The organism is Methanoregula sp. (assembly GCF_049510175.1).
Lineage (GTDB): Archaea > Halobacteriota > Methanomicrobia > Methanomicrobiales > Methanospirillaceae > Methanoregula.
Window position 1 is genome coordinate 394,083 of sequence record NZ_JBEKZF010000001.1, and the last position, 24,109, is coordinate 418,191.

Annotated in this window: 28 protein-coding genes and 2 tRNA genes; 8 read left to right on the forward strand and 22 right to left on the reverse strand. The window is 55.7% G+C overall.

The genetic code is table 11. The annotated features are described in order from the left end of the window. Window positions 1-76: 76 nt before the first annotated feature. The 3 genes from budA to ABSG49_RS02020 are packed head-to-tail and all read right to left on the reverse strand — an operon-like array spanning window position 77 to window position 2,645. Window positions 77-889, reverse strand: a complete 813-nt coding sequence (gene budA / locus ABSG49_RS02010) for an acetolactate decarboxylase (RefSeq protein ID WP_424024425.1) — start codon at window positions 887-889, stop codon at window positions 77-79. 15 nt (window positions 890-904) lie between these two features. Then, complete coding sequence (locus ABSG49_RS02015; protein ID WP_424024426.1) at window positions 905-1,186, reverse strand: peptidylprolyl isomerase; 282 nt, start codon at window positions 1,184-1,186, stop codon at window positions 905-907. 46 nt (window positions 1,187-1,232) lie between these two features. Continuing rightward, window positions 1,233-2,645 carry a dihydropteroate synthase-like protein gene (locus ABSG49_RS02020; RefSeq protein ID WP_424024427.1) on the reverse strand — a complete coding sequence of 471 codons (1,413 nt, stop codon included), beginning with the start codon at window positions 2,643-2,645 and terminating at the stop codon, window positions 1,233-1,235. A 41-nt stretch (window positions 2,646-2,686) separates the two neighbouring features. On the opposite strand from ABSG49_RS02020, the gene ABSG49_RS02025 reads away from it, so the two are divergent. Further along, entirely contained in the window at window positions 2,687-3,364 is a 678-nt protein-coding gene (locus ABSG49_RS02025) for a CehA/McbA family metallohydrolase (RefSeq protein ID WP_424024428.1), read from the forward strand. After that, complete coding sequence (truA, locus tag ABSG49_RS02030) at window positions 3,319-4,149, forward strand: tRNA pseudouridine(38-40) synthase TruA (protein ID WP_424024429.1); 831 nt, start codon at window positions 3,319-3,321, stop codon at window positions 4,147-4,149. The genes ABSG49_RS02025 and truA overlap by 46 nt, the downstream gene beginning before the upstream one ends. Window positions 4,150-4,200: 51 nt before the next feature. On the opposite strand, the gene ABSG49_RS02035 is transcribed toward truA, so the two are convergent. The 5 genes from ABSG49_RS02035 to hgcC are packed head-to-tail and all read right to left on the reverse strand — an operon-like array spanning window position 4,201 to window position 7,682. Continuing rightward, window positions 4,201-5,415 (reverse strand): NAD(P)-dependent malic enzyme, encoded by a 1,215-nt coding sequence (locus ABSG49_RS02035; protein WP_424024430.1) that lies wholly within the window; start codon window positions 5,413-5,415, stop codon window positions 4,201-4,203. 3 nt (window positions 5,416-5,418) lie between these two features. Then, window positions 5,419-5,916: an arsenate reductase ArsC gene (locus ABSG49_RS02040; protein ID WP_424024431.1), complete on the reverse strand. Its 498-nt coding sequence runs from the start codon at window positions 5,914-5,916 to the stop codon at window positions 5,419-5,421. After that, window positions 5,913-6,305, reverse strand: a complete 393-nt coding sequence (hgcB, locus tag ABSG49_RS02045; protein ID WP_424024432.1) for a mercury methylation ferredoxin HgcB — start codon at window positions 6,303-6,305, stop codon at window positions 5,913-5,915. Before hgcB ends, ABSG49_RS02040 begins: the two co-directional genes overlap by 4 nt. Beyond that, window positions 6,305-7,378, reverse strand: coding sequence for a mercury methylation corrinoid protein HgcA (hgcA, locus tag ABSG49_RS02050; RefSeq protein WP_424024433.1), 1,074 nt, complete (start codon window positions 7,376-7,378; stop codon window positions 6,305-6,307). Before hgcA ends, hgcB begins: the two co-directional genes overlap by 1 nt. A 16-nt stretch (window positions 7,379-7,394) precedes the next feature. Then, the gene (gene hgcC / locus ABSG49_RS02055) at window positions 7,395-7,682 is read right to left on the reverse strand and encodes an HgcAB-associated protein HgcC (protein ID WP_424024434.1); all 288 of its coding nucleotides are present in this window, start codon (window positions 7,680-7,682) and stop codon (window positions 7,395-7,397) included. 172 nt (window positions 7,683-7,854) lie between these two features. On the opposite strand from hgcC, the gene ABSG49_RS02060 reads away from it, so the two are divergent. Beyond that, a complete protein-coding gene (locus ABSG49_RS02060; protein WP_424024435.1) occupies window positions 7,855-8,379 on the forward strand; it encodes a YkgJ family cysteine cluster protein in 525 nt (174 codons plus the stop codon). Between the two features lie 25 nt (window positions 8,380-8,404). Here the strand turns inward: ABSG49_RS02060 and ABSG49_RS02065 are convergent, their stop codons facing one another. The 8 genes from ABSG49_RS02065 to trpE are packed head-to-tail and all read right to left on the reverse strand — an operon-like array spanning window position 8,405 to window position 15,248. Continuing rightward, on the reverse strand, window positions 8,405-8,767 hold the full coding sequence (locus tag ABSG49_RS02065) for a putative hemolysin (protein WP_424024436.1): 363 nt from the start codon (window positions 8,765-8,767) through the stop codon (window positions 8,405-8,407). 59 nt (window positions 8,768-8,826) lie between these two features. Continuing rightward, entirely contained in the window at window positions 8,827-9,633 is an 807-nt protein-coding gene (gene trpA, locus ABSG49_RS02070; RefSeq protein ID WP_424024437.1) for a tryptophan synthase subunit alpha, read from the reverse strand. Further along, entirely contained in the window at window positions 9,630-10,805 is a 1,176-nt protein-coding gene (trpB, locus tag ABSG49_RS02075) for a tryptophan synthase subunit beta (RefSeq protein WP_424024438.1), read from the reverse strand. Before trpB ends, trpA begins: the two co-directional genes overlap by 4 nt. A 1-nt stretch (window position 10,806) precedes the next feature. Beyond that, window positions 10,807-11,385 carry a phosphoribosylanthranilate isomerase gene (locus ABSG49_RS02080; protein ID WP_424024439.1) on the reverse strand — a complete coding sequence of 193 codons (579 nt, stop codon included), beginning with the start codon at window positions 11,383-11,385 and terminating at the stop codon, window positions 10,807-10,809. After that, the gene (locus ABSG49_RS02085; RefSeq protein WP_424024440.1) at window positions 11,376-12,131 is read right to left on the reverse strand and encodes an indole-3-glycerol phosphate synthase TrpC; all 756 of its coding nucleotides are present in this window, start codon (window positions 12,129-12,131) and stop codon (window positions 11,376-11,378) included. The genes ABSG49_RS02080 and ABSG49_RS02085 overlap by 10 nt, the downstream gene beginning before the upstream one ends. After that, window positions 12,128-13,147, reverse strand: a complete 1,020-nt coding sequence (gene trpD, locus ABSG49_RS02090; RefSeq protein ID WP_424024441.1) for an anthranilate phosphoribosyltransferase — start codon at window positions 13,145-13,147, stop codon at window positions 12,128-12,130. The genes ABSG49_RS02085 and trpD overlap by 4 nt, the downstream gene beginning before the upstream one ends. Further along, a complete protein-coding gene (locus tag ABSG49_RS02095; RefSeq protein ID WP_424024442.1) occupies window positions 13,144-13,725 on the reverse strand; it encodes an anthranilate synthase component II in 582 nt (193 codons plus the stop codon). The genes trpD and ABSG49_RS02095 overlap by 4 nt, the downstream gene beginning before the upstream one ends. Then, the gene (gene trpE / locus ABSG49_RS02100) at window positions 13,722-15,248 is read right to left on the reverse strand and encodes an anthranilate synthase component I (RefSeq protein WP_424024443.1); all 1,527 of its coding nucleotides are present in this window, start codon (window positions 15,246-15,248) and stop codon (window positions 13,722-13,724) included. Before trpE ends, ABSG49_RS02095 begins: the two co-directional genes overlap by 4 nt. Window positions 15,249-15,578: 330 nt before the next feature. On the opposite strand from trpE, the gene ABSG49_RS02105 reads away from it, so the two are divergent. After that, the gene (locus ABSG49_RS02105) at window positions 15,579-17,324 is read left to right on the forward strand and encodes a CHASE4 domain-containing protein (RefSeq protein ID WP_424024444.1); all 1,746 of its coding nucleotides are present in this window, start codon (window positions 15,579-15,581) and stop codon (window positions 17,322-17,324) included. Between the two features lie 26 nt (window positions 17,325-17,350). On the opposite strand, the gene ABSG49_RS02110 is transcribed toward ABSG49_RS02105, so the two are convergent. After that, window positions 17,351-17,722 (reverse strand): hypothetical protein, encoded by a 372-nt coding sequence (locus tag ABSG49_RS02110; RefSeq protein ID WP_424024445.1) that lies wholly within the window; start codon window positions 17,720-17,722, stop codon window positions 17,351-17,353. A gap of 175 nt (window positions 17,723-17,897) precedes the next feature. Between ABSG49_RS02110 and ABSG49_RS02115 the strand changes: the two genes are divergently transcribed. Then, window positions 17,898-18,455, forward strand: coding sequence for a hypothetical protein (locus tag ABSG49_RS02115; protein WP_424024446.1), 558 nt, complete (start codon window positions 17,898-17,900; stop codon window positions 18,453-18,455). A gap of 8 nt (window positions 18,456-18,463) precedes the next feature. Here ABSG49_RS02115 and ABSG49_RS02120 read toward each other — a convergent pair whose 3' ends face one another. The 3 genes from ABSG49_RS02120 to ABSG49_RS02130 all read right to left on the reverse strand — a co-directional run bounded on the left by ABSG49_RS02120 (window position 18,464) and on the right by ABSG49_RS02130 (window position 20,203). Continuing rightward, complete coding sequence (locus tag ABSG49_RS02120) at window positions 18,464-18,697, reverse strand: hypothetical protein (RefSeq protein ID WP_424024447.1); 234 nt, start codon at window positions 18,695-18,697, stop codon at window positions 18,464-18,466. 107 nt (window positions 18,698-18,804) lie between these two features. Then, the gene (locus tag ABSG49_RS02125) at window positions 18,805-18,972 is read right to left on the reverse strand and encodes a CxxC-x17-CxxC domain-containing protein (protein ID WP_015286826.1); all 168 of its coding nucleotides are present in this window, start codon (window positions 18,970-18,972) and stop codon (window positions 18,805-18,807) included. A 106-nt stretch (window positions 18,973-19,078) separates the two neighbouring features. Further along, window positions 19,079-20,203, reverse strand: a complete 1,125-nt coding sequence (locus ABSG49_RS02130; protein ID WP_424024448.1) for a TIGR04084 family radical SAM/SPASM domain-containing protein — start codon at window positions 20,201-20,203, stop codon at window positions 19,079-19,081. Window positions 20,204-20,318: 115 nt separating this feature from the next. Here ABSG49_RS02130 and ABSG49_RS02135 point away from each other — a divergent pair, with 115 nt between their 5' ends. The 3 genes from ABSG49_RS02135 (at window position 20,319) to ABSG49_RS02145 (ending at window position 23,140) form a co-directional block, all read left to right on the forward strand. Continuing rightward, window positions 20,319-21,134, forward strand: a complete 816-nt coding sequence (locus ABSG49_RS02135; RefSeq protein ID WP_424024449.1) for a class I SAM-dependent methyltransferase — start codon at window positions 20,319-20,321, stop codon at window positions 21,132-21,134. Window positions 21,135-21,187: 53 nt separating this feature from the next. Then, a complete protein-coding gene (ftsA, locus tag ABSG49_RS02140) occupies window positions 21,188-22,552 on the forward strand; it encodes a coenzyme F390 synthetase (RefSeq protein WP_424024450.1) in 1,365 nt (454 codons plus the stop codon). A gap of 372 nt (window positions 22,553-22,924) precedes the next feature. Further along, entirely contained in the window at window positions 22,925-23,140 is a 216-nt protein-coding gene (locus ABSG49_RS02145) for a hypothetical protein (RefSeq protein ID WP_424024451.1), read from the forward strand. Between the two features lie 662 nt (window positions 23,141-23,802). Here the strand turns inward: ABSG49_RS02145 and ABSG49_RS02150 are convergent. Then, window positions 23,803-23,876 (reverse strand) — tRNA-Val (locus tag ABSG49_RS02150). A 3-nt stretch (window positions 23,877-23,879) separates the two neighbouring features. Next, window positions 23,880-23,950: transfer RNA gene (locus ABSG49_RS02155), tRNA-Gly, on the reverse strand. Window positions 23,951-24,109: the final 159 nt, after the last annotated feature.

The window sequence follows — 24,109 nt, forward strand, 5'->3', positions numbered from 1 at the left end:
CTTACGAGTACGCGACGTACTGTTACCGATCCTCTTGGTCTCGATCGCAAAAAAACTCTCCTTATAGAAAATGGGATTATTTCTCAATCTTCGCGAGATCCCTGCTCTGGTCCTGCGAGAGGTTGACACCGGTGAAGTCGCCGCTTGTCGGTAGTGCCATGGTAAATCCCGGTGTTATGTCATATTCCACCGTGGTGTTTGCCGGTACAGTGAAATCGAGGATATGACCCCCGGTCTGACGGTCATCGCTGATGAAGTGGAGGTGATACCCTACGACATCAAGCCCCTTGAAAAAGACCGGGGTATAGAAACCAATGACGGTACCAGTCGTATCAGTGTAACTGTAGACCGACTGGTTTTTCGACGCTTCAGCCAGCGTTGGGTAGGGCTTGTGCTGCGCCGGTATCGCCCGGACTATCATGGAGGGGAAGGTCGCATGCATCCGCACAGCGTAGATCATGTTACCGGTGGGGAGCCTGTCCCCCATCACTGAAGAGAAGACGGAAAGGTTCATCGGCTGTCCGGTAATGATGGTCAGATCTTTGTCGAAGTACGTCACCGTAGCAAACGGCGTGGTGAGGTTGTCAGCCACCTGGTATATGTGACCGTCTGCCTTTGCCTGGTAAACGACCCCGTCCAGTACGATCATCTCGCCATCCAGTGCATCGAACGTGCCGATCCCGAAGTCCCCATGCTTTTTCAGCTCTGCGACCGGCTGGATCCCATCATCGACACCCTGCATCAGGGCATCGATGGTAGAGACCTGGTAGAACGTCTCGCGGTCAACAGGAGCCGGGACTGCCTTGACAAAATGGGTGTACACCGATGCCCCGGAGAAGACGAGCACGATAGCAAGAGCGATGCCAAGCAGGAATTTTTGCGATTCCATGGGCCCCTCAAAAAATTATTTCCTGCCGGTGACCTTGATGATGTGGTACCCGAACTGGGTCTTGACCGGTCCGACAACCTTGCCGACCTGCTCCTCGAATGCGATCTTCTCGAACTCCGGGACCATCATGCCTTTCCCGAACCAGCCGAGGTCACCCCCCTGCTTGCCGGAGGGACAGGACGAGAACCTGCGGGCCACCTTGTCGAACTCTTCTCCGTCGGCAAGGCGCTTCATGATCTGGTTTGCCTGGTCTTCGGTCTTTACAAGGATGTGGGATGCGCGTGCCTGCGTGGACATGGAGTACAGGTACTTTTTCCCCGCACTAAAAGGTTGGTGTCAGGGATCAGAACTCACCGTCCTGTTCGAAGCTCCGGCCGTACCGGATCGCCAGCTCCGCTTTGTAGAGTTCCCGGCCAAGGTAACCGGCATGATCCAGAAGGGAGACATCTCCCCGTGTCAGGAGGGTGTACAGGACATCCTGCCAGCGCTTTCCCTGCACGGCTTTCCCGTGGATCACCGCAACGATCCGGTCCCCTTCGATACCGATCCGGAAGTTGCCCTTCGGATCGTACTCGATATCGTCCGGCATCTCCTTTGCGGTGATGACTGTGTCATACTCGAGCGGCGGTTCGCAACGGCGCCGCTTTTCCTTGAGAACAAGAAGGTCGATCCCGAGATCCTTCGGGTAGGGCCGGTCGCGGGCAAGCACCATCATCTCCGTTGCCCTCCGCATCTCGCGGACGGACCCCCGTGTCTTGTCTGAATGCTCGCTCGTAAAGATCACGGCGGCCCCCAGTTCCATCGCCATGCCGGCAAGGAGAGCATTAGCGCCAATGGAGTCCGCGTCGAGGAGCTCGGCAACATTGCCGGCGCCGAAGAAGTGGGGGTAGCGGCTCTTTTTGAAATTTTTGAGGGATGCAACAAGGCCGGACCCCGCTGGCCGGAGGAGAGGGTCGGCGATGATGCATCGGATCCCTGCCCGTTTTGCCAATGTGACATTCTTTGCAAGCGTGCTTGTGCCCGGGACGACAACCGCAGCAACGCCAGCCCGTGCCACCTCTTTTCCTACAATGGGGATGTTCTCTTCCTGCAGGCTGAGGATGATATCGGCCCGCACAAGTGCTGCCCGGATCAGGGCCGGGTCCTGGGTGTCAGCGGCAAGGGGGCGGTCGATATCGTCCAGGGCTGAGAATACCCGGATCACATCTGCGGGGGTCGCATCGAACCCGAACCCGAGGTCCACGATGTCCGCTCCCGAAGAGAAGAAGTCCTCCACCCGCTGACGTAGGTTCCCGCACCGGTGTGCGTCCATGATCTCCGCGAGCACTTTCATCCGCGATCCGCCGCCGATCTTCAGGCTGCGGATGATGCAGTCGCACCCGTCTTCCCGTTCCCGCTCTTCAACCCGTACCATTGCTTCTGCCGCCCGCTGCGAGGTGAGGTATTCATCCGCGGGAATCGTGCGGGAAAGGGTAATCTTACCGATAAGGGGGAGGATCATCGCAAGATCCGCTGCGTGCCGTGGTCCGCGATACACCGGTACACCGCTCTCGCGCTCCACCTGTTCGAATGAGGCGGTGCTCATACCGGAGACGATGACCATATCGTACTGCTCTTTTTTCAGGAGTTCACCGAGCCGGTGGGGTGTCAGAAAGGATGCAATCTCCCCGGTCACGACGACCTCCGCGTCAAAACCGACGGCCGCTTTCCGGACCATCTCTTCGGTGGCAGTGCCGGTGGGGAGGAGAATGCGCATAAGTTCCCTTAATACCAGAGAGATAAAAACACTATGATCAGATGCTGACCTGCGATCTGCACGTACATACGAATTATTCGAAGGATGGTGAGAGCAGCGTTGAGGAGATCCTCCGAAAGGCTGAGGTGGTGGGGCTTGACGCGATCGCCATCACCGACCACGATTCCGTTGACGGGGCAAAAAAAGCGCTGTCAATCCCGTCCCCGGTCCTCGTGATCCCCGGCATCGAAGTCTCGACTAAGCAGGGCCACCTGCTGGTGCTGGGTGTCACAGAGATCATACCCGCAGGTCTCGATGTGGTGGCCACCGTCAATATTGCCCGGCGTATGGGGGCCCTTGCCATCCTCCCCCACCCGTACCATGTCTGGCGGCACGGGGTTGCCCGCCGGAAGAAAGCCGGTATGCATATCGTGGACGCGGTCGAGGCGTTCAACAGCCGGTACATTGTCGGCTCAGCAAACCAGAAAGCGGCCCGCATCGCAAAACGGCTGGGCAAGCCGTGCGTTGGCGGAAGCGATGCCCATAACGCGAAGTTCGTCGGTTTCGGCAGGACATACATCGATGCGGAAAAGAATGTCCCTGCGATCCTTGAGGCGATCCGGGCCGGGAGAGTATCCTGCGGCGGCAGGAAGACACCGTTGCGCACCTACACGCGCCAGTCGATCAACAACACATGGAGAAAGATCAAGAGGATCACCCGGCACATGCAGCTCCGGTGAGGCTCGCGTTCCGGGTCTCCTACCTTGGCAGCAGGTTTTTCGGATCGCAGATGCAGGCGTCCCACCGGACGGTGGAAGGGGAGTTCATCGCCGCGTGCCAGCGGCTGAGTCTTTTCGAAGACTGGCGGGCAGCAGGATTCCTGTTCGCCGGCAGGACGGACCGCAGCGTCCATGCGATCGGGCAGGTGGCGGCCTTTTCGACTGCTGCTCCGGACCGGGCAGTACAGGCCATCAACACCCAGCTCCCACCGGACTGCTGGTGTACAGGTTATGCGGAAGTACCCGCTCCATTCCACCCGCGGTACGATGCCAGGAAACGTACATACCGGTATTACTTTACAGAACGCCCCGCTCATATCGGGCCGATGGCGTGTGCAGCAGGCCGGTTTGTCGGGAGCCACAATTTTACCAACTTCGCCCGGCTCGAGGGCAGGAACCCGTACCGGACGATCCTTGCTGCCGCGGTTGCCAAAGAAGATGATTTTGTGTACCTTGAAGTGACAGCGGAGAGTTTCTTATGGCACCAGGTCCGCTGCATGGCAACTGCCCTGCTCAGGGTCGGGGACGGGAAAGCGGAGGAGAACTCAATTGATGAACTTCTGACATCCGAAGCGGAAAAACCCCTTCAGCCCGCCCCGGCCGAAGGGCTGATCCTCTGGGATACGGACTGCAGCATCAGCTGGACCCCGCTGCCGGCATGCGAACGCAGCACCCTGTTTATCGATCAGCTCTTTCGGCATCACGCACTGATGGAGAACGTATGCCGGGTGATGAGACCCGGCTGAACGTCCTCGGGAGTATATTCCCGATCATTTCCCGCCCCGTTTCTGGTTGCGTCATTCAATCGTGCGGGCACACCCGCTTGCCACCGCGGCCTCGCGGACGGCCTTTGCTATGGCAGTCACGACCTGGCGGTTAAGAACCGCCGGCAGGATCCGGTCCTTGCGGGGCCGTTTCACATAATCCGCAAGTGCGTGTGCAGCCGCGACTTTCATCTCATCCGAGATCCGCGTGGCCCGGGCGTCGAGCGCTCCCCGGAAGATCCCGGGAAACGCGAGGGCATAATTGATCTGGTTCGGGAAGTCGTTCCGCCCGGTGCCGACTATTGCCGCCCCGGCCTGGAGTGCGTCGCCGGGAAGAATCTCCGGCATGGGGTGGGCGAGGGCGAAGATTATCGGGTCCTTGTTCATTGAACGGACCATGGATGGCGTGATGATCCCCGGCACGGATACACCGATGCATACATCGGCACCTTTCATGGCATCGGCAAGCGTGCCGGTCCGCCCGGTCTTGTTGGTCTCCTCGCTGATGATGAATTTGTATTTGTTTGCATACAGGCCGTCGCGGTGCCGGTAGATGATCCCGGTTCTGTCGCAGACGATGATGTCGTTGACGCTGCTGCAGATGTCGGGATTGTAGCCGATGCATTTCAGCATCCGCGTTATGGCAAAACCTGCGGCACCTGCACCACTTACGACGATATTCAAGTCTTCAAATCTCTTTTTTGTCACCCTACAGGCATTGAGGAGGGCGGCGAGGACCACGATCGCTGTCCCGTGCTGGTCGTCGTGCATCACCGGGATCCCGATATCCTGCAGCGACTCTTCGAGTTCAAAACACCGGGGCGCCGCGATGTCCTCAAGGGCAATCCCCCCAAAGACCGGTGCGATATTCCTGATATCCTCAGCAAATTCCATGTGATACCGCTCAAAACAGAGGGGAAAGGCATCGATCCCGGCGAGCTTTTTGAACAGGAGGGCTTTGCCTTCCATCACGGGGATTGCGGCAGACCCCCCGATGTTCCCCAGCGAGAGCACCCGCGAACCATCAGTCACGATGGCGATGGTGTTGGCCTTGAGCGTGTATTTGTAGGCAAGGTCCCTGTCCTTGTGGATCTCCCGGCAGACCTCTGCAACCCCCGGTGTGTATGCAAGGGACAGTTCTCTCCTGTTGGTAACGGGAACCTTAGAATAGACTTCGATCTTGCCCCGGTGCTTCCGGTGAAGTTCGAGGGATTCTGAGTATATATCTCCTTTTTTTCCCCGTTTCATTCTTCACCCGACCTTAAATATCATTGAACGCGATGGCATCTCATCAATGTTATTGTCACGGCCTGAAGATATTTCCTCCCCGCCGAAGGTGGCGTCGATCCATACCGCGATCTCATCCCTGACTCTCCGGTAGACGCCAAGGATCTCTTCATCGGTCCCGGCGCTCCCGGGTGCCAGGTGGGGATCGGCGAACCCCCGGTGGATCATCTTTCTTGCGTTGTGCACGACCGGGCAGACTGCATGTGCGTTGTCACAGAGCGTGACGGCGAGGTCAAACGTGATCCCGGATACTTCGGCAAGGGTTTTTGACCGGTGGCGGGAGATATCGATCCCGATCTCCTGCATCACAGCGATTGCCCGGGAACTCACTTTCGACTGGCGGGTGCCTGCACTGTATACTTCGTACCGGTCGCCGTATCGTGCACGGAGCAGCCCCTCCGCCATCTGGGAGCGGGCGGCATTGGCCGTACAGATGAAGAGGACCCGTGTTTTGCCGGTCATTTCTCCCCACAATCACAGGATTGTTCCTGCGACTGACCACAGCAGGATCTCTCGTCTCCACCACAGCTGCACTCCCCGCTGTCCATGTCCTTCCCTCTCAGTGCAGCGCTGATCATCGCCCATGCACAACCGACGCCGCTCTGCACTTCGATTGCCTGGACCGGACAATTGAGCGCACAGGCACCACACTCCATGCATGAGGTGGGACGGGAGAGCTCGACATTCTCTGCACCTGCTGAAAAGACTGCGTGGGGGCAGACCTGAAGGCAGCGTTTGCAGTTGATGCAGCGATCCCGGTGGAACCGGAGGGTGGTTTCGGTGTATGAATCGAAGAATCCTGATAGATTCTTCTCTCCGTCAAGGTTCTGATGAACCTCTCCGTTTAGCATCAGATCACCCCGAGGATACGGCTGGCGCCAAGGAGTATCCCAAGAATTGTCCCGGCGCCTGCCATAAGTGCCATGACCGGCACATATTGGAAAATCTCCGTTCTTACGCCCGTTCTTGAGGTAAAAGTTGTTGAACCGGTGAAGTTCAGGGAGAGGTACGCGGTTACCGCGGGCATGATGAGGAGCGGTATAACTGCCCCTGCTGTTGCTGCCCAGCCGGGCAGGGCCGGAGCCGTTGCAAATGCTGCGGCAAACGGCAAGGCAACGACTCCTCCGAGAAGGAGACCTCTTGTCGAGAAGTCCTGCGTCGGGATGAACGGCAGCAGGACCGGGAAGAGCACTGTCCCTGCTGTTACCGCAGCGATGGCTGCGATGGCTGCGACCGGGCCGGCGAGGAACCAGAGAGCGGCTGCTGCGATGATGACCGGCAGGGCAATGTGGGTGAGTTCGACAGGGATGAGAACGATGCGGTCCCAAAGCGGGAACTGCACTCTGCGCATTTCCGGTGTTGCCGCGTGAGCTCTGAGGTATTCGGGGAGATCTTGCGCCCGTACCGGACCGTATTCCACGATAAAGCCGGTTGTTCGCACTACCTCCGGCCACGAGATGCCCGGCGCTCCCAGCTGGGGGACGATAACTTTCCTGTGACTCACGACTGCTGCCAGGCCCGTGACGTCGATCCTCCGGATCAATTCCTCCGTTCCGAACGTACCCTTGCCGGCAGCGCACCAGACATTGATCCCTTTTGTATCCAGCACAAGGATATACCCGTCAATGCCGGTGAGCGCTGAACGGAGTGCGTCGAAACTCAGGGTGTAATTTGCCGATACAAAGACCGGCGAATCCGGTCCCGGGCCCCTGAGCCGGTACAGGCCCGGCTCTACCCGGTGACCTCCCCGGTTTACACCCCAGCGGGCGAGGAAGTGATCAAGCCGGTTGGCAGATGTGATCGTACTGTCAGTTGCCCGGATCTTCGTTGGTGCAGTGCTTGCCTGCGTACATCCGCAGGACGAAGTGCCCTGCCCGGATGTGCAGGCGCAGCAGGTTGAACCGGCTGTTTTGTCGGTATCCATGAACTCCTCCCTGTCTTCAGTCGCGTTCGTGCAGGAGCGGCCCGAGTACATTCTTCACTATACCGCTCAGGTTCTCGACTTTCATCAGTGCAAGGCAACAGACGGCCCCCTCTTTCTCCCAGCTGATCAGGGCGAGTTTGTCCCCGGTTCTGATCCCGGCCCTCTCCCGGACATCCTTGGGGAGCACCATCTGCCCCCGCTCATCCACGGAAAGGACCGATTCGACTTTACATGCCGATCCCGGTGTACACCCGCACTCTCCGCCGGATGGACTGCATCCGGCATTGCTGTTTTTCTTGGGCATCTGGATTCTCCGGATTATTGTTGGCAGACTAACTATTTATATTTTTCAGAAAAATCAGAAAATTCTTATTTTACAACAATAAGTACCTAAGACCAGGCAGACTCCCGAGATTTATTCACACGGTGACGAACCGTAATCCCTTTTTCCCCGCTGGACAATATTCTCTCAAGCTATGGCAACGTTCACCTGCGACTCCTGCGGAAAATGCTGCTCCAGTTTCGGCTCGTTCATCGCGATCGAACGCCAGATGAATGACCGGGACTACTACTGCCGGTATTCCCTGACACGCGACCGGTTCCCGGTCCATGTCGATGCGGAATACACGGACGAAGTGTCAGAAAGATATTCCGCACCGGCAGGCACCGGGGGATCTGCAGGGAAGAGACCCTGCCCGTTTCTCTGCCGCAAAAAAGATGGTGTCGGTTTGACCTGCGCCATCTACGCCACCCGCCCTCAGGTCTGTCGCGAGTTCCGGTGTTACCGGATGCTGGTCTATGATAGCAGCGGGCACCTTTCAGGAAAGGTGATCGGGGCAGGAGAGATCAGCACGGTCGATGAGACACTCGCCCGGCTCTGGAAAGAAAAGATCTTGTCACTTCCCCATGCTCATCCTGCGGGTGCGAACGATCCGGTTTGGGTAAAAACGGTCACCGGTATCCTCGCAGCACACAGGTATCGCGGGGATGCGGTTGAATAAAAAAATGTGGTGCTGTTTTTGAGAATTATTTCGATGCAGCGGTGGTCGCGTTTGCAGACATGCCGGGTTTGCATCCCTCGTTACGGAAGAGTGCCCACTCCTCGCAGCTTGTGCCGTTGGTAAAAGTGCACATGCCGTACTGACTGCCATCGGCCGCGGTCTTGATCTCGGTTGTGCCACCGATCTTGCCACAGTTGACGGAAGCGGGATTTGCCATGCCGGCGGTTGCTGCACTGGCCGGGGTTGCGATTTCTGATGGCGTTGCCTGGGCCGGAGCCGCGGTCGTCTGGACCGTGGCCGGAGCCTGCTGCTCCGTACATCCTGCGATAAGCAGGCCTGCGATGATGCAGGCTCCAAGAATTACAAAAATACCGGTTCTGGACATCATGATAATTCCACGATATTGTTGGGAGGCACGGGATAATAATGATGGGTTTCCACGGGCGGTTATTTCATCTCTGCGGTGCCTGTCGCACGCTTCATCAGCACGACATAATCCCTGAGTTTTTGTTCCATGATCTGAGGATTGATGAGGTTCTGTTCGATGATATCAACGATCGCACTGCCGACAATGACACCATCGGCACCGGCACCGGCGAGCGTCGCTGCATGATCGGGCGTTGATATGCCAAAACCCAGGGCCAGCGGGAGGTCCGTGTGTCTGCGGACCCGGTGCAGGAGATCGATGGCACCGGATGACACCTGATCCCTCACACCAGTGACACCCAGCACGGAGACAAGATAGAGATATCCACGTGCCTGAGCAGCGATTTTTCTGATCCGTTCGTCACTGGTAGTCTGGGTGATGAGGAAGATGGGATCGATGCCGTACCGGGCAGCAATCACCGTGACCTCTGCGGACTCTTCTACCGGCATATCGGCGATGAGAATCCCGTCCACGCCGGCCTCGCGGGCTTCGCGATAGAACCGTTCGATACCCCTCCGGTACACGATATTGTAATAGGTCAGAAAGACGACGGGAACATCGGAGTATGCACGGATTGTTTTCACCATCCTGAAGATCGTGTCCGGCGTTGTTCCGGCAGCCAGCGCCCGGTCATCCGCCCGCTGGATGGTGGGCCCATCGGCGACGGGATCCGAGAACGGCACCCCGAGTTCGAGGATGTCGGTTCCACCATCGATGAGCGCTTTGGCGATCCGGAGGGAGGTCGACTCATCCGGGTCTCCCGCGACGGTAAACCCGATGAACGCCCTCGTTCCTCGCTTCTCAAACACCTTTTCGATCCGGCTCATACCACTCGCCCCTGCATCCTTGCCACTTCAGCCACGTCCTTGTCCCCTCGCCCGGAGAGGTTGATGACAACAATATCGTCACGGTCGAACCGGTCCTGGTTCGCCATTACGTACGCGACGGCATGAGCCGACTCAAGCGCCGGGATAATGCCCTCATGACGGGAGAGAAACCTGAATGCATCGAGCACCTCCGGGTCATTGGCTGCAGCATAGGTGACCCGAAGGCTGTCCCGCAACATCGCATGCTCGGGGCCTACGCCCGGGTAGTCAAGACCTGCCGAGATGCTGTGGGTAGGCAGTACCTGCCCGTCAGCATCCTGCAGCAGGTAGGAGAGCGCCCCGTGCAACACTCCCGGCTCTCCCGCACACAGCGTGGCCGCATGTTCGCCGGTATCCAACCCTTTCCCTCCGGCCTCTACGCCGATCAGTTCCACGTCGTCTTTGAGGAACGGGTAAAAGATACCAATCGCGTTTGAGCCACCCCCGACGCATGCCACGATCGTGTCCGGGAGCCTGCCCTCCTTTTTCATCATTTGATCGCGGGTCTCCCTCCCGATCACAGACTGGAAGTCCCGGACAATGCGGGGGTACGGGTGAGGGCCGACTACCGAACCGAAGAGGAAATAGGTGTCCTGTACGTGTGCCACCCAGTAGCGGAGGGCCTCGTTGACTGCATCCTTGAGGGTGCGCGTCCCGGAGGTGACCGGGATTACTTTTGCTCCCATCAGCTCCATACGGAAGACATTGAGTGCCTGCCGCTGTGTATCGATCTCTCCCATATACACTTCAACGGACATCCCGAGTGCGGCCCCGACAATGGCCGTTGCCACGCCATGCTGGCCGGCGCCGGTCTCGGCAATCAGTTTCTTCTTGCCCATGCGCTTTGCCAGCAGCGCCTGTCCAAGCGTGTTGTTGAGTTTGTGCGAGCCACCGTGCACGAGGTCCTCCCGCTTGAGGTAGATCCTGCACCCGAGTTCCTGCGATGCGTTTGCACAGTAGGTGAGCGGGGTCTCCCTGCCGGCGTATTCCTTCTGGAGCCCAGCGAGATCGGCAGCGAAGTTCGGGTCATTCTCGACCTTTTCGTAGGCTGCTTCGAGCTCGAGTAACGCGTTCATCAGTGTTTCCGAGACGTATTGTCCGCCGTAGTTACCGTATCGTCCTTTCGGTGTCATGTCAAAAACTCCTGCATGCGGCGATAAACGCCTGTATTTTCCCGTGATCCTTTATTCCTGGTGACACCTCAACACCGCTTGCGACATCAACGGCGTAAGGGTGCACCTGCCGTATCGCGTCCCTCACATTCTCCGGACTTAATCCTCCTGCGAGGATCACCGGCACAGTGGATTTCTGCACGGTGGTACGGGCATAGGATGGATCATACTGCCGGCATTTTCCATGGCTGTCATCAACGATGACGGCATCGCAGTCTTCCGGCAGGGGATCCCCCCGGCCGATCACCCGGATCACCTTCGGGCCGGGCGCTGTATCGAACACGAACGGGTGGGAGATCTGGATTGCATCCGGGTGCAGCGCGAGCATCTGTTCAAGATCCTCCCTGGAATCCGTATGGCTTACTGCGACTGTTGTCGTGAACGGTCCGACTGAATTGAAGATCTCCCGCGCACGTTCAGCAGATACAACACGGCGCGATACCCCCCCGGAAAAGACAACAACGCCAATCGCGTCGGCCCCGGCTTCTTCGGCAAAATGTGCATCTTCCGGCCGGGTAATCCCACAGATCTTTATGCGCATACGAACTCCGCCAGTTTTTTCCTCGGGTGTTCGTGCGCCATGATTGACGAGCCGATGAGGAATGCGTCGCAGTATCCCTTCATCTCGCGCACATCATCGGCAGAACGCATCCCGCTCTCGGAAACGATCAACCTGCCCTTTGGCCGGATCTGTCCGGACAGCAGCCGCGTGGTCGAACGGTCGATTGTCATGGTGGACAGGTCGCGGTTGTTGATGCCGATGAGTGTCGTTCGGGTGCCAAGTGCAGATTCGGCTTCGGCAGCATTGTGGACCTCGACCAGCGGTTCGATCTGATAGTCCATGGCGAGATCGACAAATGCCGGCAGGTTCTTACCGATCACTGCCGCGATCAGGAGTACCGCATCCGCCCCGAGCGCCTTCGACTCCGCGATCTGGCGTTCGTCGATGATGAAATCCTTGCGGAGCACCGGGATGTCGACTGCGGTCTTCACCCGGGCAATATCCTGTCCTGCTCCCCCGAAGAAATATGGTTCGGTCAGTACTGACAGGGCGACGCATCCGGCTCCTGCGAGGACACCTGCCATCTGGGCCATGTCCACGTTGCGGCGGATGGTGCCCCCGCTGGGGGATGTGCATTTGATCTCTGCGATGACTGCATTTTTCCCGTTTCTACCCCGGATTGCACCGGAGAGGCTCGGGTGTTCGCGGGAGGACGGCTCCGGGAACGAGGATGGTAGCCGTGCCACCCGCTTTTCCGTCCTCCGGATGATCTCGTCAAGGATCATGCTGCACTTCCTGTCACGTCAACGAGGGCATCCAGCCGTGCGAGGGCATTCCCCGAATCGATGGAGGTTCCTGCGCGGGCGATCCCTTCGTGCAGGTCCCGTACCTGTCCTCCCACATAGATCGCTGCCCCGGCATTCATGAGCACGATGTCCCGGCCCGCGCCTCGTTCCCCTCCCAGAATCTCACGGATGATATGGGCATTCGTTGTTGCATCTCCGCCCTCAAGATCGGGAAGTTGCGCAGGAGCAATACCATAGGTCTCGCAGCGCAGGGTATAGGTGTTGATGGTCTCCTTAAAAAGCTCCGAGACCACGGTCTCTCCGGTTGTTGTTATCTCATCCAGCCCGCTGCCGTGGACCACCATGGCATGGGAGAGCCCGAGCAACCTGAGAACTTCTGCCAGTGTAATGGTCAGGTTACGGTGGTAGACCCCCAGCACCTGCGCCTGTGCTCCTGCGGGGTTCGCGAGCGGGCCAAGGATGTTGAAGACGGTCCTGCACCCGATCTCCTGTCGGGCTGCCATCACGTGGCGCATGGCCGGGTGGTGAAACGGCGCGAACAGGAACGCGATGCCGACCTCTTCGACGATCCGGGCCTGGGCATGTGGGTCTGCGGCAATATTCACACCCAACGCGGAGAGGACATCCGCCGAACCGCAGGTGCTGCTCACGCTCCGGTTGCCATGCTTGACGACTGGAATACCTGCCCCTGCGGCGACGAACGCTGCGGTAGTACTGATGTTGAATGTGTGTGTTCCGTCGCCACCGGTACCACAGGTATCGACCAGCATTCCCTTTGTGACCGGCCTGACCGCGACCGCGTGCCGGCGCATTACCCGGGCAAATGCCGCGATCTCCTCCGGGCTCTCACCTTTCATGTGGAGTGCAGTGAGGAATGCCCCGATCTGTGCCTGGGTTGCCTTCCCCTCCATAATCGTATCCATGATACCGGCAGCCTCGGCCTCGCCCAGATCCTGCAGATCCATAAGCCGCATGATCGCTTCTTTGAATATCATGAGCCCACCCCCGTCCCGTTAAGGAAATTTTTAATGATCCGGTCGCCTTCTGCCGAGAGGATGCTCTCCGGGTGGAACTGCACACCCTCAATCGGATATGCACGGTGCCGTAATCCCATGACATACCCGTCATCCACACTTGTGGCAGTTACCTCAAGCTCGTCGGGCAGGGATCCCTTGCGGGCTACGAGGGAATGGTACCGGGTGGCAGTGAAAGGTGTCGGAACGCCGTCAAAGATACGCTTTCCGTCATGCTGGATTGCTGATGTTTTCCCATGCATCAGGTGTGGTGCCCGGATGACTTCTCCTCCGAACGCGGTGCAGATTACCTGGTGGCCGAGACAGACGCCAAGGGTCGGGACCTTACGGCTTATGGTTTCCAGCACATCGAGGCAGACACCGGCATCCCGCGGGGTGCCCGGGCCCGGTGAGAGGATAATGCGGTCGCAGCCGGTTTTCCTCAGCACTTCAAGGGGGGTGTCGCAGGGAAGTACCAGCGGTTCTGCACCGAGTTTTCCAACCTGCTGGTACAGGTTGAAGGTGAAGCTGTCGTAACAGTCCACGATCAGCACTTTCATGAGCAGGCCCCCGAATGTTCGATGGCCCTGATCATTGCTGCTGCCTTGTTCTCCGTCTCTTTCCACTCGTTCTCCGGCACGGAATCTGCAACGATCCCGGCCCCGACCTGGACATATGCCCGGTTCTTCTGGACCAGTATCGTCCGTATGGCAATAGCAAAATCGAGGTTATGGTCAAAACCGATATACCCGACAGCGCCGGCGTACAGCCCGCGGGCCCCCGGCTCCTGCTCATCGATGATCTGCATGGCGCGAATCTTGGGTGCGCCTGAGACGGTCCCTGCCGGGAAACAGGACTTGAAGGCATCGTAACAGTCGAGGTTGTCACGGAGGGTCCCGCTCACGGTTGAAACGATGTGCTGGACATGGGAGAACTTCTCGATGCCCATGAACTCGCCGACATTCACGGACCCGAACCGACAGACGCGGCCGATGTCGTTCCGTGCGAGGTCAACGAGCATGGTATGCTCGGCACGCTCCTTCTTGTCGAGGAGCAGATCCTCTGCCAGCTGCTCATCTTCGGCTTTTGTGCGGCCGCGGGGCCGTGTCCCGGCAATGGGAACCGTTGTCACCCGGCGCCTCTCCACCCGCACCAGCATCTCCGGGCTTGCCCCGATGACTTTCTCCTCTCCGAAATCCAGGTAATACATATAGGGGCTCGGGTTGATCTCCCGGAGTGCTGCATATATGGCAAACGGATCATTGCATACGGGAAAATCCAGGCGCCGCGAGATTACGGCCTGGAAAATGTCCCCCGCAACGATGTGTTCCTTGATACTCTCGACGGCGTGCTCAAATGTCTGCCGCGATGCGTCCGGGGCGGGTGGCGCAGACGGGGTATTTCTGCTGTGCTGCGTACTTTTTCGGATCTTTTGACCCAGCATGGTGATACGGCCGGCGAGGGACTGGATCTTCGAGACGCTCTTGTAATATTCATCCACCAGATCAGAATCATAGGTCAGGAACGGGCTTGAGAAGATATACAGTTTCTTATACCGGTGATCGATGATGATACAGTCCTTTGTGAGCATGAATCTGGCATCGTGATCGGTGCCCCGTGCCCCGGGCTCGTGTTTTTCCTTTTTCCGGACTTTTTCAAAGAGGGAATACACGCAGTCGTAGGCAAAATAGCCGACCATGCCACCAAAGAACCGGGGGGCCTTGACATTCATGTAATGGAAGCGGGAAAGGATCGATTTGATCCTGTCGACCGGGTTGTCGCCATCAGGGTCGCGGGCGATGGAAACAAAGGGCTCGTTGCCCTGCACATCCACAGTATCTCCCATCGTGACTACCATCTCCGGATTAATCCCGATAAATGAGTACCGGGCGAGTTTCTCGCTCCCCTCCATCGATTCGAGCAGGAACCCGCACCCCTTCCTCGTCCCCTCATATACATCAAGCGGGGAGATATCCGGGAGTGGCAGTTCCGCACACAGCGGTATGATGAGCGGTTTTGGCTGGGTCTTCACCGCGGTGATAAACTCATCAGGCCCAAGATTGAGCATCAGTGTTGTCTTCATAATTTCAGGGTCCGTTTTCCGGCAGGGCACCAGGTGAGTGCCGGTTTTTAGTATGATTATCTGATCCTTTGCGAACTCTCCGCGGGAACCATGACTTTTGTCTGGAATACAGGTATATTTTGTACATATTTATACATTGTTGTAATTTTTTGGTTATTGATGTATTTTTTATTACACTTTATTAGGTATCACCATGGGGCGGCCGGGGATCATAGCTGAGTGGGCTCGGGAACTGCCCATAAATCTGAACCATTTCTGCGAAAGAAACAAGAATATCCCCGCGCAATAGAAGATTATCCGTATCAGCGGGTCTGCGGCAGGTGCAGCTCAGTGGATATACGTAAAAAGACCGTCGTCATCGTCTGCATTACTCTTCTCTGCCTCATTCTTGCTCTTTATGCCTCATCAGAGCTGATCGTGCAGGGCGGTTTCTCCCGTGTTGAATCGCAGAGTGCACAAAAGGATACGAACCGGGTCCTTGTCGCATTGGGCAATGATATCAACACCCTCGACGCAGTGGCCTACGACTGGGCCTCGCGTGATGATACCCGTGCATTTGTTTCAGCCAACGCTTCCGGGGGACAATGGTCACGGCTGGATGCCGATATCTTCGAACGGCTCGGTTTCAATGATATCCTGCTCTCAGATGCTGAGGGAAACCTCATCTCCGGACAGGGGTATGATCTCACAAACCACATGCTTGTTACGGTACCGGCCGGTCTTCGCACAGTGTTCTCTACTTATCCCCGTTCAGGATATATGGGCAGCGCCAGCACGGGAACGATGGGAATAGTCCGACTGCCCGATGGTCCGATGATGATCGCCATTCGCCCGGTCTTTGGTAATCCTGACAACCGGCACGTGATGGGGTACATTCTGATGGGCAGGTATCTCGATGCAATGGAGGTGTCCCGGCTCTCGTCCCTTGCCCAGCTCCCCCTTGAAATGCACCAGTACGATGTTCCTTCGATGCCTCCGGATTTTGTGGATGTAATCTCCGGTTTTACTGCATCATCCTCCCCCTTTATCCAGCGCGCGGGGAACGATGTCCTGACTCTTGATGCCCCCACGATCATCAAGCCTGTCGACAGCACTACGCTCGGTACGTACTCACTTATCCGGGACATATCCGGCAGCCCGGCACTCATCCTTAAGGTCAGTATTGCCCGGGATATCTATGAACAGGGGAAGTCTACAATCTTGTATTTCGTTATCCTGCTCATCGCCTCGGGTCTTATCTTCGGTCTGGCAACGCTCATGCTCCTTGAAAAAACCGTCCTTTCGTGGCTTGCTGAGCTGAGCTGTTGTGTGAATGATATCGGGAGAAAACGGGACTTCTCGGCACGCGTCGGGATCAGCGGGGGTGATGAGATCGGGGACCTTGCCGGTAATGTCAACAGGATGCTTGAGGACCTTGAACAGTCACAGAATGTTCTGCACAACCGTCTCATCCAAAGTGAAGAGCATTACCGGCTCCTTTTCAACAGTATTAGAGACCCGGTATGCGTGTGCCGGATGAACCCGGATAATACACCCGGAACGATCGTCGAAGTAAACGATGCTGCCTGCGAGGTACTCGGGTACCTGCGTGCTGAATTCCTGGAAATGGACTTATCAGACCTACTCATGAGAAGGGATGCCGGAGGTCTCGGCCTGCCTGTTGATGTACTCCGCTCGTTTGGCCACGTAATTTACACGGGTGTCTGCAAAACAAAATCCGGCAGGCTGATCCCGGTCGAGATCAATGCCCGGTCCTTTGACCAGTTTGGCAGGCCTGCATTTGTCGCGATCGTCCGGGATATCAGAGAGAGGGAAGAGGTCGAGCACCTGAAAAAGGAAGCCTTCCGCCAGATCGAGAGCAACCTCCAGCAGTTTGCCATCCTCAACGACCATATCCGTAACCCTCTCCAGGCAATAATCGGTGTTGCAGACATGATGGATGATTCGCTGTCACGGAAGATTATCAGGTATGCACAAATGATCGATGAGATCATCAATAAGATCGATCTAGGATACATCGAATCAGAAAAGATCCATGAGTTTCTCCGGAAATATTACGATATCGGTAAGAAATAATATCCTCATAGCAGGAACCCCGGCACTCACTCGTTTTTGATCCCCCGGTCTTTCAGTTCCTCAGTTTTCTTCTGTGAGCACACTTCGCACCGGAACTCAGGCTTGTGATCACAGGAGCGGTCGTAATCCCCGGAACGAACCAGCCGGTACCCACGGGCAATTTTCCCGCCGTCCACGCATGCGATATTGTCCCTGACCTCCCATTGCGCGGCGAGCGACTGCGATGTGAAGATGAACTGGTCGACCCAGAAGAAGATCAGGCCCCCGATCAGGTTTGCAACGATCGCTGATACCAGCTGGCCCAAAGAAACCAGGAGAATCCCTACAACTGCCAATAGGGGCGTGCTTGCCTTCAACCGGAGCAGGTAAAGACCGTACCGTTTGCAGTTGACCTGCATACCAGATCATCCCCGGTCCACCTAATACATATTCTATTCAAGGTACCATGACGGTTCTCACGTTCGTATGTCAAACACTCTTATAGCACACCCGACAACATAGATACAGCATTTGAGGGCAGGAATTATCGTGCACTGTCGTACAAGGTCATTCGGCTGGGTGTTTGTAAAAGGGATGAGCGGGATCATCTGTTTCCTGATCGTCGTCGTCCTTGCAAAGATCCTGACAAACTTCACCCCCCCCGATGGCATATTTCAAAAGGCAGCTGAGGGTATTTTATTTGCCAATTTCTGGTTGCTTCTTCTCATCACAATCATTCTGTTTATTGCAGACATCTTTGGGGCATTTCCCTTCCCCCTCAACCTGCCTGCACCGATCATTCGGGCATTTGGCAGTGTGTTCTGCATTGCGTTTATCCTCAGCATTTTTCAATGGTATGATAGTAATTTTAGCACAATGCTGTTCCAATTATTCTTGTTACCAGCATTAATCCTCATTCCTCTCCTCTTCATCATCGTTCTTGCCACAGGCTATTTCGAGATTATGCGGCAGCTCTGGTGGATACCGAAGGTTGCAGATGATCCAGATTGGCAGGTTGTGCACCAGGTCCCGGCTGTTTATCTGGAGGCGGGGGAGTCCGATGCAAAATCCTGGGAGGAGATCGGGGCTGAATTACGGCTAATGCTCTACGATCTATTCCACCGCTTCCGCCAGGAAATCAAGCGCAAGTAAAAAAAAATTCACCAGTCAGGATTCTCGGACCGGAATCTCTTTTCCTTTTCTTCCAGTTCATCCATGCTCAGGTTTGATGGCATACAGATGCAGCGGTGCTCGATGAAAATTCCATTCTTGAATGTGCCCTGCTGGTCCCCTTCCCGGCAGGCCCCGTAGTCATTGTCATCGCAGTCATGATAGACCTGGGGGAGCCCGTCCCTCATGGCACACTCCTTGGCCTCTTTCCATGATGTTGCCATGCCGAAAGCATTGGCTAATCGGAATCTTGAGACTATCGGAAAATACACATGGCAATAAAAGAGGAACTCACACCATGGGAATCTTAAAAAGGAGAAAAATTATGAGATTAAAACCGGGGTTTCCGGTGCTTGGGCAGGCAGTCCCTGCAGTAGACCGGCCTTCCTTCAGTTGGCTTGAAGGGGACTTCGCATTCCTTTCCGCAGTCTGAACAGACTGTCTTTGTCATTTCTCTGGGACCGAAATTTCTCGGGCCACCAAAACTCTTTCTTTCCATTGTATTACTCATGCAGTTTTGATCTGCATATATACAATTAACCGTTCACTATAAATACATCTCCATTATGATAGTCCCTTTTTATACAACTCAGGATATACCTGAATTAAGGTATGATCTCGCACCCGTTGAATTTCTCGTGAGTGAAATCATCTGCTGTTATTGTGCCGCTTGAGATAAGAGCCCGCACGCGGGGAAGGGCATCCGTGAGAGCCGCGTGGAGGTTCTCGACGGTCCCGCAGACAAGCCGGCGCTCAGCCTCCCCCCACGGGTGAATGATATTGGAATACAGGCATCTCCCGCCACAGAAACTGTGGATCCGGCACTCCCGACACTCCCCGCCCACATCGATTCGGTTGAGCCGACAGGGATCCGCGTCCCGGATATGCCCGACATAGTACTGTTTCATCCCGATCATGACCGGGCAGGGTGCGATATGGCCATCGGTCATGATGCTGTAATTGGCATGCCCCGACCCGCACCTGAGCCTGCTTGTACGGCCATGGAGCAGGTCATCCATCGGGTCGAGAAACGGGTACCACCGGAGGATCTCTCCTTCCGATGCCATATGGTTCACCCAGTCCCTGACGAGCGTGCGGATGCCAGGATTATAACTGACTGAAGCCCAGTCCGCAAACTGCCGGCGGGAGAAATCATGTGAAAAATTCGCGTCCAGCTGCCAGTGAATGGACGTGAACGGGTCATTGGGAATCTCCGCGAGCCAGTGGACGGCATCCACGATATCCGTGTTTTCCGTGACCGTCATCCGTGCAATGAGTTCTTCCTTGTATCCATTCGCACGGATATGCCGGACATTCTCCATAACCCGGTCATATACTCCTTCACCCCTGTTCGCATCGGTGAGTTCTCTGCGGCCATCAAGGGAGACGAGGAGAGTAATGAACCGGTTGCATATTTCATTTGGCAGCCGATCCAGCAGCAGGCCGTTGGTCTGCATCATAAACCGCCGTACCGGGGCGTCGCGCATGATACGCTCGATAAGATCCTCCCGCAGGAGCGGTTCTCCCCCATAGAATGTGAGGGTAGGCGAGGGATCTTTTCTGAGAAATGCGTACAGGGATTCAAGATCGTATTCAATGGTTAATGGAATACTCTCATCAATCTCAACTGCAACCTCCCCCTCGTTCTCTTCAAGGTCGAGAAAGGCCTTGGCCCGGCAGTAGCTGCAACAGAGGTTGCAGTCGTCAGTGAGGATGAGGTGGAAGTACATGAAAATGCCTGTACCTCTGGGTGCTGGTTGACGATAAATTTAGGGCACCTGAACGGCACAACTCACACTCCTCTCATTAATAGGTATAGCCCTCACAATTTCTGAGGATGCATGTATGGCGCCATCTGATCCATTACCGTCGTTTACCTGGAATGCAGCTGACTATCACAAGAGTTCACCTGTCCAACACCCATGGGCGCAGGAAATGATTGCAAAACTCGGTCTCTCCGGAAACGAACGGGTGCTCGATATTGGATGCGGGGATGGAAAGGTGACGGCAGAGATCGCCCACCACCTTCCGGAAGGGAACGTAACGGGCGTGGGCAGCTCACCGGAAATGATCCAATTTGCCGGCGATCATTTTCCACAGACTGAATACCAGAATCTCTCATTTTTGAAGATGGATGCACGGGCACTCTCTTTTGAGGAAGAGTTTGATGTAGTATTTTCGAATGCCGCACTTCATTGGATTACCGATCATAAGCCGGTACTTGCAGGAATTGCACAGAACCTGCGCCCGGGTGGAAGATTGTTGATCCAGATGGGCGGAAAAGGAAATGCAGATCAGGTATTCGAAGTGCTTAAGGTCCTACTAGGGAACCCACGCTGGAGTCAGTTCTTTGAAGGTTTCTCATTTGCCTATGGTTTTTTTGGCACTGCTGAGTACCGGCAATGGTTGACAGATGCAGGGTTCGAACCGGTCCGGGTCGATCTCATCCCCAAGGATATGACCTACTCATACCGCGAGGATTTTGCTGCCTGGCTCCGCACTACGTGGCTTCCATGGATGGCAAGATTACCGGATGGTGAACGATCGGGGTTCATCAACGCATTCATTGATGAATATCTCGTGACATATCCGGTTGGTGCTGACGGGATGATCCTTATTCGTATGGTCCGGCTGGAGGCCGAAGCGAAAAAACCTGCATGAGTCTGCCTGCTCACTTCGTAATTTATAAATCCTGCACCCCATAATTCTCTCTCATGCCCGCGGGATTTTATTTTTCTCCTGAAATCGAAACGATGGAGCGTGGCGATCTCGATGCGCTTATTGATGAACGGGTGCACTACACGGTGCAGTACGCGGCTGAACATTCACCGTTTTACCGCCGCTGGTTCCGGGAGAACAGGATTGAACCCACGGAGATCCGCGTCCACGAAGACCTGCTCTCCCTCCCCCTCATCGCCGGTAAAACGATACGGGAGCACCAGCCCCCGCAAACGCCGGAATTTGAGTTCCTGTCCACGGACTGGAGTTCCATCTTCTCGATACAGGAGACGAGCGGTACGAGCGGCACCCCCAAGGGTTTCTTCCTGACATGGGATGACTGGAAGCGGTACGCAGAGAAGTATGCCCGCAGTTTTGTCTCGCAGGGATTTTCTGCAAAAGACCGCATCGTGGTCTGCGCATCCTATGGCATGAACGTTGGAGCAAACACGATGACGATTGCTGCCCAAAGAATCGGAATGGGGATTATTCCCGTCGGTAAGTGCTCTTTTGATTCACGGATCATGAGAATCTACCGGCCCACAGCGATTGTCGGCAGTGTCTTCAAGCTGATCCGCCTTGGCCGGAGGCTGAAGGCAGAAGGAGTGAAACCGGAGGATATCGCAATCGACAAACTTGTGGCAGGAGGGGAGAGTTTTGCAGACGAATCCCGGAAGTATCTTGCAGAGCAGTGGGGCTGTCCCGTGTACAACACCTATGGTAGTACTGAAGGTACTATGTGCGGTGAGTGCACAGAACTTGCCGGATTACATGTACCTGAAGATCTCGTACATCTGGATGTCTATGATCCACGGTTGCAGGGATTCGTCCGAGATGGCGACTGTGGCAGGGCGGTCCTTACCACACTGCTCCCGGTTGGCGGAAGAAGCGGGATGCTCCTCCTCAATTACGATACCGAGGACACAACCGTTGTCCTGTCCCGTGAACGGTGCAGCTGCGGGAGGACACATATGCGGATCCATAATCCCCAGCGTGAGGCAGAAACCGCATGGATTTTTGGTAATTCCCTGAACCGGGTCGATATCGAGGCCGCGATCTTTCAGCCGGAAAACATGGATTATCTCACGGGAGAATACGAGGCATTCATCTACGATGGGGAAGGACCGGGCGAAGTGGTTCTGCGCATCAGCGTGGAATGCTTGGATCCGGACCAGTGCGACCGGAAGCTTGTGGAGGATCATCTTATCGGACGTTTCCTGAAGCACAAGCCGGGCCTTTCCGACCAGTATCATGATGGCAACCTGAAGATCCCCCTCAATTTTACCGGGCCAGAAGGACTGGAGCTTCATACACTGAAAGGGCGCCCGAAACGGCTTGTTGACCGCAGGGAACGGGCATGATCATATGCGGGGAATGGATGGATGATGGACTCACCCTTACCGTACCTTCCGGGATCCAGCCGGTCATGAATGTTGGAGGATCCTGCCGCACCCCCGGGAGACTCCCCAAAAAATACCCCCCCGTGCTGCGCTTGCACTTCCGGTGCTTCCGGCCGCGCCAACACGTATTCAGCTATTATTTAGCAGGAATGAGCCGAAACGGGGGATTTTAATGGCGTTTTTAAACGGAGGGAATAAAGCGTCACAATGACCAAAAAAGCCTTAAATAAGTGGCTAAAATCCTGACTTCGACGGGCTTTCGACGGAAACTTTTTATATTATCAGGCGTCAACTCTCATTATCAAAACCCGATTGCGGTTTTGAGGTGTTTAAATGGGAACCAAAATTGGAAAAGAAAAGATTCAGCGCGAAAAGGGATACCTTTACTTCATTGGCAAGGACGGGTATGTCTGGGCAGCCCCGATGAAGCACAACAAGACCGGCAGGAAGAAGAAAGTCGGTACTGAGAAGATTGCCAAGGAAAAGGGCTTCATGTACTACATTGGCAAAGACGGATTCGTCGCAAAAGCCAAGATGAAGAACGCATAATCTCACTTTTTCCTTTTGCATGCAGTCCGTCTGCCGTCCGGAGTAATCAGGCCGGCGGGACTGCTCAATGTTTTTGATCCCACGGGATCGTTTCTCGTTCTTATTTTAGCGGCTCATATCCTCCCAAGCTACACGGTTGTGAGCGTGTACCGGCTTCAACTAAAGATTGAATTATCCTGCCAAGAAAGAGGATTCCGGAGTTGTCTTTTTGCACCAGATGCACCTGTGTCTCTCTATGAGAATAAAAAATTTCAGGAAATGGACTCGCGGACTCGATCCCCGCCAGAGCAGAATCTCTGTGTTGAATACATTCGCGACATCCCTTTCTCTCTCAGTTTCTATGACCGATCAAGATGCTGCACCGGTATCCTATGCCCTTTCCCATATTATCCCCATGGTGCTGTGCAATAAACAGGCAAACTATTGAGGAAAAAGTGAAAGATATAGATACCCCTTCATTTCCAATGGAACTGCACAAGAAACGGTACTGCCAAGGTCTGGTTTCCTTTCTGTGGTCCTGCACACACCTGTTCCAGAAAAAAGCAGATCTTTCCGCACCAGAACCCGAGCCCGGTGGATCTTCACTGATGGTCGGGGCGTCGCTGCCGGATTACGAGTCAGGCAGGTTCAACGCGACTTAAGTTATCTCACAAAAACAAAAATGGGCCCGTCGTGATTCGAACACGAGATCTTCGCCGTGTGAAGGCGACGTCATAGCCAACTAGACCACGAGCCCGTATGCATCGACCGGGAATCGAACCCGGGCTATAGGCTTGGAAGGCCTAAGTCATGCCTCTAGACCATCGATGCACTGTGCTCTACAATTTTAGCGGGGAGTGGTATTAATAATTGTCACTGCGTGGTTTGTGGTTTTCCCTGCACCATCCTGCCGGCAGAGCCATTCATCTGAAAATGCCCCGGATTGCTGGTATCGTTGTAAAAACACCGCAAGGATAAGCCTGCCGGATG